This is a genomic window from Streptomyces sp. NPDC017890 (assembly GCF_044328675.1).
Lineage (GTDB): Bacteria > Actinomycetota > Actinomycetes > Streptomycetales > Streptomycetaceae > Streptomyces.
The window spans coordinates 105,105-118,185 of the sequence record NZ_JBIRHU010000002.1 but is presented as its reverse complement, the minus strand read 5'-3'; the positions used below and the strand labels follow the sequence as shown (position 1 = coordinate 118,185).

12 protein-coding genes and 1 pseudogene are annotated in these 13,081 nt (G+C 71.4%); 4 read left to right on the top strand and 9 right to left on the bottom strand.

What is annotated here, in order from left to right; genetic code table 11:
* Position 1: 1 nt before the first annotated feature.
* Positions 2 to 361 (bottom strand): NADH-quinone oxidoreductase subunit A, encoded by a 360-nt coding sequence (locus ACH4F2_RS03435; RefSeq protein WP_019755222.1) that lies wholly within the window; start codon positions 359 to 361, stop codon positions 2 to 4.
* Positions 362 to 1,151: 790 nt separating this feature from the next.
* Here ACH4F2_RS03435 and ACH4F2_RS03430 point away from each other — a divergent pair.
* Both ACH4F2_RS03430 and ACH4F2_RS03425 read left to right on the top strand, forming a co-directional pair.
* On the top strand, positions 1,152 to 1,982 hold the full coding sequence (locus tag ACH4F2_RS03430) for a C40 family peptidase (RefSeq protein ID WP_398131007.1): 831 nt from the start codon (positions 1,152 to 1,154) through the stop codon (positions 1,980 to 1,982).
* Positions 1,983 to 2,077: 95 nt separating this feature from the next.
* Positions 2,078 to 2,401: pseudogene (locus ACH4F2_RS03425) on the top strand (peptide deformylase); the annotation flags it as partial.
* A gap of 11 nt (positions 2,402 to 2,412) precedes the next feature.
* Here ACH4F2_RS03425 and ACH4F2_RS03420 read toward each other — a convergent pair.
* Positions 2,413 to 3,747 (bottom strand): geranylgeranyl reductase family protein, encoded by a 1,335-nt coding sequence (locus ACH4F2_RS03420; RefSeq protein ID WP_398131006.1) that lies wholly within the window; start codon positions 3,745 to 3,747, stop codon positions 2,413 to 2,415.
* 47 nt (positions 3,748 to 3,794) lie between these two features.
* On the opposite strand from ACH4F2_RS03420, the gene ACH4F2_RS03415 reads away from it, so the two are divergent.
* Positions 3,795 to 4,322 carry a GNAT family N-acetyltransferase gene (locus tag ACH4F2_RS03415; protein WP_398131005.1) on the top strand — a complete coding sequence of 176 codons (528 nt, stop codon included), beginning with the start codon at positions 3,795 to 3,797 and terminating at the stop codon, positions 4,320 to 4,322.
* 145 nt (positions 4,323 to 4,467) lie between these two features.
* Here the strand turns inward: ACH4F2_RS03415 and ACH4F2_RS03410 are convergent, their stop codons facing one another.
* The 4 genes from ACH4F2_RS03410 to ACH4F2_RS03395 are packed head-to-tail and all read right to left on the bottom strand — an operon-like array spanning position 4,468 to position 9,016.
* Positions 4,468 to 5,178 carry a demethylmenaquinone methyltransferase gene (locus ACH4F2_RS03410; protein WP_398131004.1) on the bottom strand — a complete coding sequence of 237 codons (711 nt, stop codon included), beginning with the start codon at positions 5,176 to 5,178 and terminating at the stop codon, positions 4,468 to 4,470.
* A 23-nt stretch (positions 5,179 to 5,201) separates the two neighbouring features.
* Positions 5,202 to 6,308 (bottom strand): acyltransferase, encoded by a 1,107-nt coding sequence (locus ACH4F2_RS03405; protein WP_398131003.1) that lies wholly within the window; start codon positions 6,306 to 6,308, stop codon positions 5,202 to 5,204.
* Complete coding sequence (locus tag ACH4F2_RS03400) at positions 6,305 to 8,563, bottom strand: bifunctional polysaccharide deacetylase/glycosyltransferase family 2 protein (RefSeq protein WP_398131002.1); 2,259 nt, start codon at positions 8,561 to 8,563, stop codon at positions 6,305 to 6,307. Before ACH4F2_RS03400 ends, ACH4F2_RS03405 begins: the two co-directional genes overlap by 4 nt.
* 18 nt (positions 8,564 to 8,581) lie before the next feature.
* Positions 8,582 to 9,016 carry a hypothetical protein gene (locus tag ACH4F2_RS03395; protein WP_398131001.1) on the bottom strand — a complete coding sequence of 145 codons (435 nt, stop codon included), beginning with the start codon at positions 9,014 to 9,016 and terminating at the stop codon, positions 8,582 to 8,584.
* 192 nt (positions 9,017 to 9,208) lie between these two features.
* Between ACH4F2_RS03395 and ACH4F2_RS03390 the strand changes: the two genes are divergently transcribed.
* On the top strand, positions 9,209 to 10,231 hold the full coding sequence (locus tag ACH4F2_RS03390) for a chitinase (RefSeq protein ID WP_398131000.1): 1,023 nt from the start codon (positions 9,209 to 9,211) through the stop codon (positions 10,229 to 10,231).
* A 43-nt stretch (positions 10,232 to 10,274) separates the two neighbouring features.
* On the opposite strand, the gene ACH4F2_RS03385 is transcribed toward ACH4F2_RS03390, so the two are convergent.
* From ACH4F2_RS03385 to ACH4F2_RS03375, 3 genes are all read right to left on the bottom strand, one after another.
* Complete coding sequence (locus ACH4F2_RS03385; protein ID WP_398130999.1) at positions 10,275 to 10,874, bottom strand: hypothetical protein; 600 nt, start codon at positions 10,872 to 10,874, stop codon at positions 10,275 to 10,277.
* Between the two features lie 7 nt (positions 10,875 to 10,881).
* The gene (gene mqnC / locus ACH4F2_RS03380) at positions 10,882 to 12,081 is read right to left on the bottom strand and encodes a cyclic dehypoxanthinyl futalosine synthase (protein WP_398130998.1); all 1,200 of its coding nucleotides are present in this window, start codon (positions 12,079 to 12,081) and stop codon (positions 10,882 to 10,884) included.
* An 88-nt stretch (positions 12,082 to 12,169) separates the two neighbouring features.
* Positions 12,170 to 13,078 (bottom strand): prepilin peptidase, encoded by a 909-nt coding sequence (locus tag ACH4F2_RS03375; RefSeq protein ID WP_398131262.1) that lies wholly within the window; start codon positions 13,076 to 13,078, stop codon positions 12,170 to 12,172.
* Positions 13,079 to 13,081 lie beyond the last annotated feature (3 nt).

Here is a 13,081-nt window from a genome sequence, read left to right as displayed (position 1 = left end):
CTCAGTCCCATTCCAGGCCGCCGCGCCGCCATACGTACGCGTACGCGACGAAGACGGTGAGCACGAAGAGCAGCATCTCCACGAGCCCGAAAATCCCCAGGGCGTCGAAGCTGACGGCCCAGGGGTAGAGGAAGACGATCTCGATATCGAAGATGATGAAGAGCATCGCCGTCAGGTAGTACTTGATGGGGAAGCGCCCGCCGCCGGCCGGCGTGGGGGTCGGCTCGATGCCGCACTCGTAGGCCTCGAGCTTCGCCCGGTTGTACCGCTTCGGACCGATCAGCGTGGCCATGACCACGGAGAAGATCGCAAAGCCTGCCCCGAGGGCTCCCAGTACGAGGATGGGCGCATACGCGTTCACCGCTCCTCGCTCCTCTCAGTCGGCATTGACTGCATGGGGTCCCCCCTGGTCACGCGGAGCCGAGACCTGGGGGAGGTCGCATCAGACTCACCACCGCCCCAGCAACCCCACGAGCCCCGCTCGTCCCGGCGAAGATCGCGAACATGTGAAGCAGGTCACAAGCCCAACTGCCTCGCATCCTATGCCCGCCGCTCTGTGATCTGCGACACGGGGTATTGCACAAGCTTTGTGATCTCCACCACCTGACGAAGGATCATGAAGTCGGATGAGCGGTGATCTTCACACAAGAAGCGTTCACCTGATCACCAGACGTGACATTTTCGATCGTCACTGCTGGCCAGAGGGCGCGAGCAGGGGGCGTCTCAATATCAAGATGCTTCCCTTGCATGCAAATTGGTGCTGGACGGGATCCCTTGATAGAGGACGCGTTCACACATCGGAGGGAGCCGACGGGCACGGTGTGGACACGTGCACGCGTTCACGAGCGCCGGGGGTCCGGTCCCGCGCCACGGACGCGGCCGACGAGGTAACCGTTCCGTGACGTGCGCCACATCCATGAGAGCCGCCTGAGAACCGGGCTTGGCCAACGGTCCCAACAAGTGGTAAGCGCGGGGCAATTCGGGCGTAACGATCAAAGTCCGTGATCACAGGCCGGTTACGGGCCGCCCGCAATGTCCGCTAGGGCGTCAATAAGGAGCGACACGCCCGGGATTCGGAGCCCGGTTGAACAACTGTGGCGCAGCACACGTTTCTTGAAGGTATGGAGGAGCTCCTGATACCGGTTGTCCCTATGTCCCACACCGCTCACATACGCAGCCACCGGAAGCCCCGCCGCAGCGCGTCGACCATCGCGATGCGGGCCGGAGTTGCCGGTGGCGTCCTCAGCACCCTGGCAGTGGCCGGGGCGTCGGGTTCGGCCAACGCGGCCGAACCGGTGACGCAGACCCTCGAGCTGCCCACCCTGACGGCCGACCTGGCCGCTCAGGTCGCCCAGTCCGCGGACGTCACGCAACAGGCGGCCGCGAGCTACGAGCTGCAGGCCGAGCGTGACGCGGCCGCCGCGAAGGCCGCCAAGGAGGCCAAGGCGGACCTCGCCGAGGCCAAGAAGAAGGCCGCGCAGAAGAAGAAGGCCGCGGATGCCGCGCGCAGGGCGGCCGCCGAGCGTGCCTCGCGCACCGCCGAGCGTGCCACCCTGAGCGCCTCCGTGGGCACCGGGTCCTCCGACGGCTCGGGCAGCAGCGTCGGCAGCAGCTCGTCCTCGGCCACCGGTTCGGCCGCCGCCGTCGTCTCCTTCGTGCAGTCCCAGGTCGGCGACGCCTACGTCTCCGGCGGCACCGGTCCCAACTCCTGGGACTGCTCCGGCCTGGTGCAGGCCGCCTTCAAGCAGGTCAACATCGACCTGCCGCGCGTCTCCCAGTCCCAGTCCACCGCCGGCACCCAGGTCGGGCTGGACAACCTCCAGCCGGGCGACATCCTGTACTGGGGCGGCGCGGGCAGCGCGTACCACGTGGGCGTGTACGTCGGTGACGGCATGTTCGTCGGCGCGCAGAACTCGTCCACCGGCGTCGTCAAGGCGTCGCTGTCGTACGACCCGCCGAGCGGCGCGGTGCGCGTGCTGTAGTCCACGCGCGTACGCACTCGCACAACGCGGACACATCCGCACGAAGGACCGCAGCCGCTCAGGGGCAGCGGTCCTTCGGCCTCTCCTGACACGCTCCGGTGCTGGAGCCCCTCGACCCGGCCGCCCGGCGGCTGCTCGACGAGGGTGAGGGGTGCCTGTCGGTGCCGGGCGCCGTCATGGCCCTACCGCGGCCCGACCGGGCCGTCGTACGAGGCCTCGACCGGGACGGCGGCCCGCTCCTCGTCGAAGGCACCGGCTGGTTCGCGCGCTGCCTCGCCCACGAGACCGACCACGTGAACGGGCACGTCTGCCTGGACCGGCTCTCCGGACGGGAGCGGAAGGCGGCGCTGCGGCAGTCGGCGGACCGGCGGGACGAGGTCCTCGCGCGCCGGGCCGCCAACGCCGCGGCTCTCGACTGACCGAAGGCCGGTCAGGCCTTCGGCGCGACCTTGCTCAGTCCGTTGATGATGCGGTCCATCGCGTCGCCGCCCGTCGGGTCCGTCAGGTTGGCGAGCATCTTGAGGGTGAACTTCATCAGGATGGGGTGGGTGAGGCCGCGCTGGGTCGCGATCTGCATGACCTTCGGGTTGCCGATGAGCTTCACGAAGGCGCGGCCCAGCGTGTAGTAGCCGCCGTAGGTGTCCTTCAGGACGCGCGGGTAGCGCTGCAGGGCGATCTCGCGCTGCGCCGGCGTGGCCCGCGCGTGCGCCTGGACGATGACGTCGGCGGCGATCTGGCCGGACTCCATGGCGTAGGCGATGCCCTCGCCGTTGAAGGGGTTCACCAGGCCGCCGGCGTCGCCGACGAGGAGCAGGCCCTTGGTGTAGTGGGGCTGGCGGTTGAAGGCCATGGGCAGGGCGGCACCGCGGATCGGGCCGGTCATGTTGTCCGGGGTGTAGCCCCAGTCCTCCGGCATGGAGGCACACCACGCCTTGAGGATCTCGCGCCAGTCGAGTTCCTTGAAGGAGGCGGAGGTGTTCAGCACGCCCAGGCCGACGTTCGAGGTGCCGTCGCCCATGCCGAAGATCCAGCCGTAGCCCGGCAGGAGCCGGTCCTGGGCGCCGCGGCGGTCCCACAGCTCCAGCCAGGACTCCAGGTAGTCGTCGTCGTGGCGGGGCGAGGTGAAGTACGTGCGGACCGCGACGCCCATCGGGCGGTCCTCGCGGCGGTGCAGGCCCATCGCCAGGGACAGCCGCGTGGAGTTGCCGTCGGCGGCCACGACCAGCGGCGCGTGGAAGGTGACCTCGCGTTTCTCCTCCCCCAGCTTGGCGTGCACGCCGGTGATGCGGCCGGTGCGGTCGTCGACGACGGGGGCGCCGACGTTGCAGCGCTCGTACAGGCGGGCGCCCGCCTTCTGGGCCTGCCGGGCGAGCTGCTCGTCGAAGTCGTCCCGCTTGCGGACCAGTCCGTAGTCGGGGAAGGAGGCCAGATCCGGCCAGTCCAGCTGGAGTCGGGAGCCGCCGCCGATGATGCGCAGGCCCTTGTTGCGCAGCCAGCCGGCCTCCTCGGAGATGTCGATTCCCATGGCGACGAGCTGCTTCACCGCGCGCGGGGTGAGGCCGTCACCGCAGACCTTCTCCCGGGGGAAGGCGGTCTTCTCCAGCAGCAGGACGTCGAGCCCTGCCTTGGCCAGGTGGTAGGCGGTGGTGGAGCCGGCTGGCCCCGCGCCCACGACGATCACATCGGCGGTGTTGTCGGAGAGGGGCTCGGTCACGGCGGGATCTCCCCAGAGTTCGAAATCTGCGTGCCGACGGGCACTGGACATGGGCAGTCTATTCAGCGACATCGATCACCCGGCTGAAGGGCTGCCCAGTGAAGCGACCTCTCCCCGCTGTACGGTTGCGCGTCCCCACCGACGAGGACGCCGTCGCCTGGCACCGGGTCTTCGACGACCCGGACGTCATGGAGTTCCACGGCGGGAGGTCCGCGGAGCTGTCCGTCTACGAGGAACTCACCGCCCGCCAGCGCCGGCACGACGCCGAGCACGGCTTCTGCCTGTGGTCCATGGTGGACGAGGACGGCCGGGTCATGGGCTTCACCGGCGCCCAGCCGTGGCCGCAGGACTGGGGCCCCAAGGGCGAGATCGAGATCGGCTGGCGCCTCGGGCGGGAGCACTGGGGCAAGGGGTACGTCACGGCGGCGGCCCGGCAGACGCTGACGCGGGTGCGGGCGGCGGGTGTGGCGGAGGTGGTCGCGATGGTCGACGCCCGCAACGCACGGTCCATCGCGGTCACGGGGCGGCTGGGCATGCGACTCGCCGAGGTCTTCACCACGCCGGCCTCCCAGCGGCAGGGACACTGCTACCGACTCCCCCTGACCACGGACCACGACGAACAGTGATCGACTGTCACAGTAGGCCACTCGGTACTTCCGGGCGGTACGCGGCGGGGCTGCCCTGCCGGGTACCGCTGGGGGTGGCGTTTCCCCGGCTCGCCCTGAATCCCCTCAGCTCGCCCCGAATCCCCTCAGCTCGCCCTGAGCCGCCTCAGCTCGCCTCGAGCCCGCTCTCCTTGAACCCCCGGTGCAGCGCCACCACGCCGCCCGTCAGGTTCCGGTACGCCACCTTGGACCAGCCCGCCTTGCCCAGTCGCTGTGCGAGCGCCGGCTGGTCGGGCCAGGCACGGATGGACTCGGCGAGGTAGACGTACGCGTCGGGGTTGGACGACACCGCGCGGGCCACCGGCGGCAGGGCGCGCATCAGGTACTCGGTGTAGACGGTCCGGAACGGCGTCCAGGTCGGGTGCGAGAACTCGCAGATGACGACCCTGCCGCCGGGCCTCGTCACCCGGTACAGCTCGCGCAGCGCCGCGTCCGTGTCCTGCACGTTGCGCAGCCCGAAGGAGATGGTGACGGCGTCGAAGACGTCGTCCTTGAACGGCAGCCGCGTCCCGTCGCCCGCGGTGAACGGCAGCCACGGGTGCCGCCCCTTGCCGACCTGGAGCATGCCGAGGGAGAAGTCGCAGGGGACGACGTAGGCACCGGTGCGGGCGAAGGGCAGGGAGGAGGTCGCGGTGCCGGCCGCGAGGTCCAGGATCTTCTGCGCGGGGCGGGCGTCGACGGCTCTGGCGACCTCCTTGCGCCATGCCCGGTCCTGGCCGAGCGACAGCACGGCGTTCGTCAGGTCGTACCGTTCCGCGACGTGGTCGAACATCGAGGCGACTTCGTGCGGCTGCTTGTTCAGGGAAGCGCGGGTCACCGGCCCATTGTTGCAGCACGGGCTCACGGCAGCAGGCGCGGCCTCTTCCGCGCGGCGACATCCTCCACCCACCCGAACAGAAGCACGAACACCGCGATCAGGGCCCACCCCACCCCCAGCAGGAACCACTGGCTGTCCAGCGGCAGGTAGGCCTCGAACGCCGGCACCTCCCAGAGCCGGTCGATCAGCGGCACGGCCAGGACGAGGGCGAGCTCGTGCCAGAGGTAGACCGTCACCGCGCGGGCGTTGAGGACGGTCACCAGCCTGTCCGGGCGCCGGAACCTGGCGAGCCTCGTGAAGCCGATGCCGAGCCGCTCCTTGGCGTACATCAGCAGCGTCACGAACCCGGCCGACCAGAAGGCCTGGGCGAGCGGGATGTCGTCGAGGTCGTACGTGCCGTACTCCGCCCGGTGCGCGAACGCGTACCAGCCGCCGTAGGCGAGCGCGGCGACCGACAGGGCGAGGACCCCGGCGGGCTTCAGGCGCCGCAGCACGCCGTCGCGGTGGGCGAAGCCCAGGAGCCAGCAGAAGAGGTACGTCGCCAGGTCGAGCAGTCCGGCCCCGAAACGGTTCTCCGGCGGCTGCCAGACGAACCGGAGGACCACGACCGGGGCGAGGGACAGCAGCAGTACCGGCACCGGAGCGAGCCGGAACACCCGGAGCAGCAGCGGCGAGAGCAGCACGAACCACAGGTAGGTGCGCAGGTACCAGAGGATCTCCCAGACCTGCTCGCCCCAGGCGCTGCCGGGCGGATCGCCGAGCGGCACGACCCAGAAGACGATCTGCCACCCCGGCATCCAGCCGCGCACCAGCATCGCGCCCACCACGACGGCGCCCCAGCACCAGAACGGCGGGAGCAGGCGGCGCAGCCGGCTCCGGATCACCGCCGGGGCGGGGCGCCCGAGCGACTTGGCCATCAGGGTGCCGGCCAGGCCGAACATGACTCCCATGGAGGGGAAGACCAGCCCGGCCCAGGGCCAGCAGAAGGCGTGGTACGCGACGACGCGGACCAGGGCGAGCGCGCGGAGGGTGTCGAAGTACCGGTCGCGCTCCGGCGCCGCGCCCACCGCGCTCCCGGGGTGCGCCGCGGGGGCGCGGCGCACCGCGCCCTTCCGGTGGGCGCCCGTCACCCGGTCCCCGTGGTCCCCGTCGGCGTCCCCACCTCGCCCGTCCGCTTCAGTTTCTGCCAGCGCAGCCGGCCGCCGGTGAGGGCGGTGACGCAGGAGTGGATGAGGACGAGGTACATCATCTGCCGGTACGCCAGCTGCTGGAGCGGCATCATCAGCAGGTACCGGTACTTCTCCCGGTCGAGCCGGAAGGCGTAGGCAGCGCACACCAGCTGGATGCCGAGCACCGCCAGCCACGCGAGCAGCGCCGACCGGAAGTCGACGAAGACCATCGAGTAGACGGTGAACACGTCGATGAGCGGGGCGAAGACCGGCGTGACCACCTGGAAGAGCACGACCAGCGGCATGCCGACCCGCCCGAAGCGGCCCGAGGGCCCCTTGTCCGTCAGGGAGCGGCGGTGCTTCCACAGCGCCTGCATGGTGCCGTAGGACCAGCGGTAGCGCTGGGACCAGAGCTGTCCCAGCGAGCCCGGCGCCTCCGTCCAGGCCCGGGCGTGCTCCTCGTACACCACCCGCCATCCGGCCCGGTGCAGGGCGATGGTGATGTCGGTGTCCTCGGCGAGCGTGTCGTCGCTCATGCCGCCGGCCTCCAGGACCGCCTCGCGGCGGAACGCGCCGATCGCGCCGGGGATGGTCGGCATGCAGCGCAGCAGGTCGTACATGCGCCGGTCGAGGTTGAAGCCCATCACGTACTCGATGTGCTGCCAGGCGCCGATGAGAGTGCGCCGGTTGCCGACCTTGGCGTTGCCCGCGACCGCGCCGACGCCGGGGTCGGCGAAGGGCTGCACCAGGTGCCGCACGGTGTCCGGTTCGAAGACGGTGTCGCCGTCCATCATCACGACGATGTCGTACCGGGCGTGCCGGACACCGTTGTTGAGGGCGGCGGGCTTGCCCGCGTTGGCCTGCCGGACGACGCGGACGCCGGGCAGTCCCAGTGACTCGGCGATCTCGGCCGTACCGTCCGTCGAACCGTCGTCCACGACGATGATCTCGATCGGGTGGGTGCTGCGGGCCAGCGACCGGAGGGTGGCGGCTATGCACTCCTTCTCGTTGTACGCCGGGACGATCACGCTCACCGGCCCGGTGACGGGTGGCCCCCAGCTGAAGCGGCGTCTGTCGCGCTGTCCGTGGTGGCGGCGGGCGAGGATCAGCATCATCCCGAAACGGCCCATGACGGCGACGCCCACGACCATGAGGCCGACGGACAGCGCCGGCACCGTCCACTCGGCGACGGCGACGGCCGCGATGAGCGCCTTGCCCTCGTAGAGGGTCGTGCCGGTGGCCTTGTGGTGGGCGGCCTGGAGAGGGTCTTCGGTACCGGCCCGGGCGTCGGCGGGTCCGCCGGCGGGCTGCTGGTCGGCCATGACGCCGCTGATGGTGGTGAAGGTGTAGCCCTTCGCCTTCATCTTCTCGATGTACTGGGGCAGCGCCTCGATCGTCTGCGACCGCTCGCCGCCGGAGTCGTGGAAGAGGACGGAGGCACCCTCGTCGCCCTCGGGCGTCGCCCAGTCGACGATCTTCGAGACGCCGGGCTGTTTCCAGTCGTCGCTGTCGGTGTCGATGAAGACGCTGGTGTAGCCGTCCTCGCCGAGCTGCTCGTAGACGGGCCAGCTGTAGTTGTCGATGGCGTCCGTCTCGGAGGAGTACGGCGCCCGGAACAGCGTGCTGGTGATGCCGGCCGCACCCGCGAGGGCGAGCTGGGTCTGCTCGATCTCACGGGTGACGCGCGCTTCGCTCTGGTAGGAGAGATCGACGTGGGTGAAGGTGTGGACGCCCACCTCGTTGCCCTGCTCGACCAGGTCCCGCACGACGTCCGGGTAGCGCGCGATCATCGACCCGACCAGGAAGAACGTGCCGGGCACGTCGTACTCCTCCAGGATCTCCAGCACCTTCGGCGTCCAGGTGGGGTCCGGGCCGTCGTCGAAGGTCAGGACGATCGTCTTGTCCGGGACGGAGGCCGTGGTGGCCTGTCCGCCGCGGAAGGTGAGGATCGGCCCGCCCTCGAGGACTTCTTCGGGAACGTCGCTCGCGGCGGCGCCGGTGCGTACGCGGTGGTCGCCGCCGACCTCCGCGCGCAGGTAGCCGTCGAGGAGCATCACGCTGGTCAGCGCGAGCAGGAGCAGCAGGGCGAGCAGGACCCGTGGCCGCTGGAGCGCCGTGGCCCGGCCGGCGGCCCGCTCGATGCGGGAGGGGGCACGGCGGCGGCCGCGGGAGGACGGGGAAGGCGGGGCGGGGGGCGTGGGTGAGGGCGTCGTCATGGGGTGGGGACGTTCCGGTCAGTCGGAGGTGGCGGTGGCGGAGGTGGTGGAGGTGGAGGTGGCGGTGGCGGTGGCGGTGGCGGAGGGTGCGGTGGCCGCGCCGGTGGGTGCGCCCGAGGGCCGCGTGGCCGCGCCGGTGGGCGGCGTGCCCGTCGGCATGAGGCCGCCCTGCGGGCCCGCACCGCCGCCGGGACCCGGGCCGCCGTCCTGTCCGCCGCCGAAGGGCAGCAGCGAGGACGGGGACACCGAGGTGCCGATGCCCATGAAGGCCAGGCCCAGGACGGCCGCGTAGCCGACGCAGACCGCTCCGACGAGGAGTCCCAGCCGGCGCAGCAGCCGGGCCCGGCGTCCCGAGGCGTCGACGAACACGGGCCCTTCCGCGGACCCGTTGCCGCGTTTGCGACGGCGACCGCGCGTGGCGGCGCGGGATGCGATGGCAGGCTCGGATTGCATTCCCCGGACGTTAGGGAGCTTTGCCTGGCGCCGACTCTGACCTCGTTGTGAGATCCCGGTGAAGAGCGGCGCAGTCTGTCCGCACCCTGTGAGACGGCGGGAAACCGCGCCCTTTCCTCAGGAAAGCCCCAGCAACGCGTGAGAGGTTCACTCGTCCGACGACGAGAACGCGAGAACAGGAGCGTGCTGCACATGAGGGCTTACCGGAAGGCGGCGGCCGGGTGCGCCCTGCTGCTCGCCCTGGCCACCGCGGGCTGCGCCGGGCAGGACGACGGCGCGGGCGGCACGGGCGCCGCGGAGGACAAGGCCACCACGGCACCGTCCGAGTCGTCCGCGCCGGTCACCGCCTACGCCCCCTACGTCAACGCCACCACGGCCTCCGCGACCGACTCCAACGGCTCCCCGGCAACGTACAACCTGGCGTTCGTCATCTCCTCCGGCAACGACTGCGTCCCGCGCTGGAACGGGGCCCAGGACATCGACGACACCTCCGTCGCCTCACGCGTCGCGAAGCTGACGGAGTTGGGCGCCGACGTCCGCGTCTCCTTCGGCGGCGCCTCCGGGACGGAACTGGCGGCGGCCTGCGACAGCGCCTCGGACCTGGCGGACGCGTACGGCGCGGCCCTGGACGCGGCCGGTGCCACGCGGGCGGACTTCGACATAGAGGGCGACGACCTGACCGACACGGACTCCGTCGCCCTGCGCTCGGAGGCGATCGCGCTGCTCCAGGAGGAACGCGACGGACTGGAGGTCTCCTTCACCCTCCCGGTGATGCCCTCGGGCCTGGACTCCGACTCCCTGACACTGCTCGCGTCCGCCAACGACCACAGCGTGCGGGTCTCCACGGTCAACCTCATGACCATGAACTACGGGGAGTCCTACGACGGCGACATGGGCGAGTACGCCCTCACCTCGGCCCAGGCCGCGCACACACAGCTCCGTGAGATCTTCGGCACCTCGGACGCGGACGCCTGGCGGGGCATGGCGCTCACCTCGATGCTCGGCGTCAACGACGTCGCCGGCGAGACCTTCACCCTCGCCGACGCGGCGGAGGTGCGCGCGTTCGCCGAGGAGAAGGGCATCGCGTGGGTCTCGATGTGGGCCGCCTTCCGGGACAAGCGGTGCGCCGAGGACGCGTCGGCCACCGACGCGCTCACCACGTGCAGTGGCGTGGAGCAGGAGGACGGGGCGTTCGGAACGGTGTTCGGCGCGTAAGCCCGTCGGACGTTCCGCGCGTAGGCCCCGTGGGGCCGCGCGCTCAGCGTCCCCGGTACACCAGACGGCCGCCCACGACGGTGGCCACGCACGTGGACGCGCCGTCCCGCACGAGCGCCGTCCGGTCGGGTACGTCGAACACCGCGAACCGGGCGGGCTTCCCGGGAGCGAGCGCGGGAAGCAGCACCAGCGGCACCGGCGAGAAGGACGCGGGCCCGGGCAGGGCGGCCGGACGCGCCGCCACGGCGAGCCCCGCTCCGCGCACCGCGTCCAGGGCCGCGCGGCTCCGCAGCTCTCCGGCGACGGCGACCGTGCCGTGCGCCAGCATGCGCTGTACCCCTCGGCGCGCGCTGGCGCCCCGCGCGGACGCGTTCGCACCGAGGAGGGCGAGCCCGCGCTCCCCGAAGACCGGCTCGGTGCCCAGCCGGTCCGCTTCGCGCGGGTCGGGGTGGTAGGTCCGCTCCAGCAGTTCCGGGCCGTACGGGTTGAGCAGGCCGGGCGTCAGGATGCCGGGCCACCGGCGCACCCGCGCCCGCGGGTGGTCGGCGGCCAGTGCCTCGTACGGGCCGACGGCGGCGAGATGCGCGCCGTCGACCACGACGGCCGTCTCGGGCGAGGCTTCGCAGGTGTGGATCGTCAGCACGACGGCCTCAGTTGGAGGCGAGCAGCTTCAGCTCGGGATGCGCGGTGCCGCCCTCGATGGCCGTCGACGAGATGTGGGAGACGACGCGCTCGTCGACGGGGTCGTTCGCCGGGTCGTCGTGCACGACGAGGTGCTCGTACGTCGTGGCGCGCTGCGCCGGTACGCGCCCCGCCTTGCGGATCAGGTCGATGATCTCCAGCCGGTTGGAGCGGTGCTTGGCACCGGCCGACGACACCACGTTCTCCTCCAGCATGATCGAGCCGAGGTCGTCGGCGCCGTAGTGCAGGGAGAGCTGGCCGACCTCCTTGCCCGTCGTCAGCCAGGAGCCCTGGATGTGGGCGACGTTGTCCATGAACAGCCGGGCGATGGCGATCATCCGCAGGTACTCGAAGAGAGTGGCCTGCGTGCGGCCCTTCAGGTGGTTGTTCTCGGGCTGGTAGGTGTACGGGATGAAGGCGCGGAAGCCGCCGGTGCGGTCCTGCACGTCCCGGATCATGCGCAGGTGCTCGATGCGCTCGGCGTTGGTCTCGCCGGTGCCCATGAGCATGGTGGAGGTCGACTCCACGCCCAGGCCGTGCGCGATCTCCATGATCTCCAGCCAGCGCTCGCCGGACTCCTTCAGCGGCGCGATGGCCTTGCGCGGACGCTCCGGGAGCAGCTCCGCGCCGGCGCCGGCGAAGGAGTCGAGCCCGGCCGTGTGGATGCGCTGGATCGCCTCCTCCACGGAGACCTTCGAGATCCGCGCCATGTGCTCGACCTCGCTCGCCCCCAGGCTGTGGATGACGAGCTGCGGGAACTCCGCCTTGATGGCCGCGAAGTGCTTCTCGTAGTACTCCACGCCGAAGTCCGGGTGGTGGCCGCCCTGGAACATGATCTGCGTGCCGCCCAGCTCGACGGTCTCCGCGCAGCGGCGCAGGATGTCGTCGAGGTCGCGGGTCCAGCCCTTCTTGGTGTCCTTGGGGGCCGCGTAGAAGGCGCAGAACTTGCACGCGGTGACGCACACGTTCGTGTAGTTGATGTTGCGCTCGATGATGTACGTGGCGATGTGCTCGGTACCGGCGTACCTGCGCCTGCGTACGGCGTCGGCGGCGGCGCCCAGCGCGTGCAGCGGGGCGTCGCGGTAGAGGACGAGCGCCTCTTCGGGGGTGATCCGCCCACCGGCGGCGGCGCGGTCGAGGATGGGCTGAAGGTCGGCCTTCTCGGTCACCGGCGTCCCTTTCGCAGAGTTCGTAAGGGTTGTGGACGGACGCGACCAGCCTACGCCAGAGCTTTCACGGGGTGATCCGGGGTGATCCTCAGGCCGCGTAGGCCCCCGCGAGGACGCCGAGGAACGCGCCCGCGATCAGGAACGGCCCGAACGGGATGGCCGTTTTGCGCCCCGCCCGGCGGGCGACGACGAGGGCGCCGCCGTAGAGCGCGCCGAGCAGGAACCCGGCGAAGGTGCCCAGCATCACCGTCGGCCAGCCGTACCAGCCGAGGATCGCGCCGGCGCCCAGCGCGAGCTTGACGTCGCCGAAGCCCATGCCGGCCGGATTGATGAGGAACAGCACGAGATAGCCGGCGCCGAGGGCGAGGGCGCCCAGCAGGGCGGTGGTCCACTCCCCGGCGTGCTCGGGCACGAGCGCGGTGAGACCGAGGAGGACGAGCGCGGCGCCGGCGAGCGGCAGCGTGAGGGGGTCGGGCAGGCGCCGTACCCGCAGGTCCACGGCGGCCAGCAGCACGCCGGCCGGCGCGAGCAGCAGCCAGACGGCCAGCTCGGGCCGGGTGCCGGTGGCGGCGGCGAGGGCGGCGCAGACGAGAGCGGTGACGGCGGCGAGGGGGGCGGCACGGGGGCCGTACCCGGCCGACCCGGCCGACCTGCCCGATTGCCCACCCGCGACCGGCCCACCCGGCTGCCCGTGCGCGACCGGCCCATCCGCCGCCGGCCCGTCCGTGACAGGCCCATCCGCCGCCGGCCCATCCGCGACCGGCCCGTCCGCGACCGACCCGCCCCGCTGTCCGCTCGCGACCGCGTCGGCCGCGCACTGCCCGCACCGTGCCCGCCCGAGCCAGCCCCGGACGGGGTGCGCGCCGGGGCATCGCTCGCGCCAGGCCTCTCCCGAGGGGGCGGAGAAGCGGTAAGCGGCCCGCGGTAGCAGCGCTCCCGTCACCGCGCCCCACCCCGCGGCGACGACGATGACGATGACGTCGAGGTGATCGAGGATCAA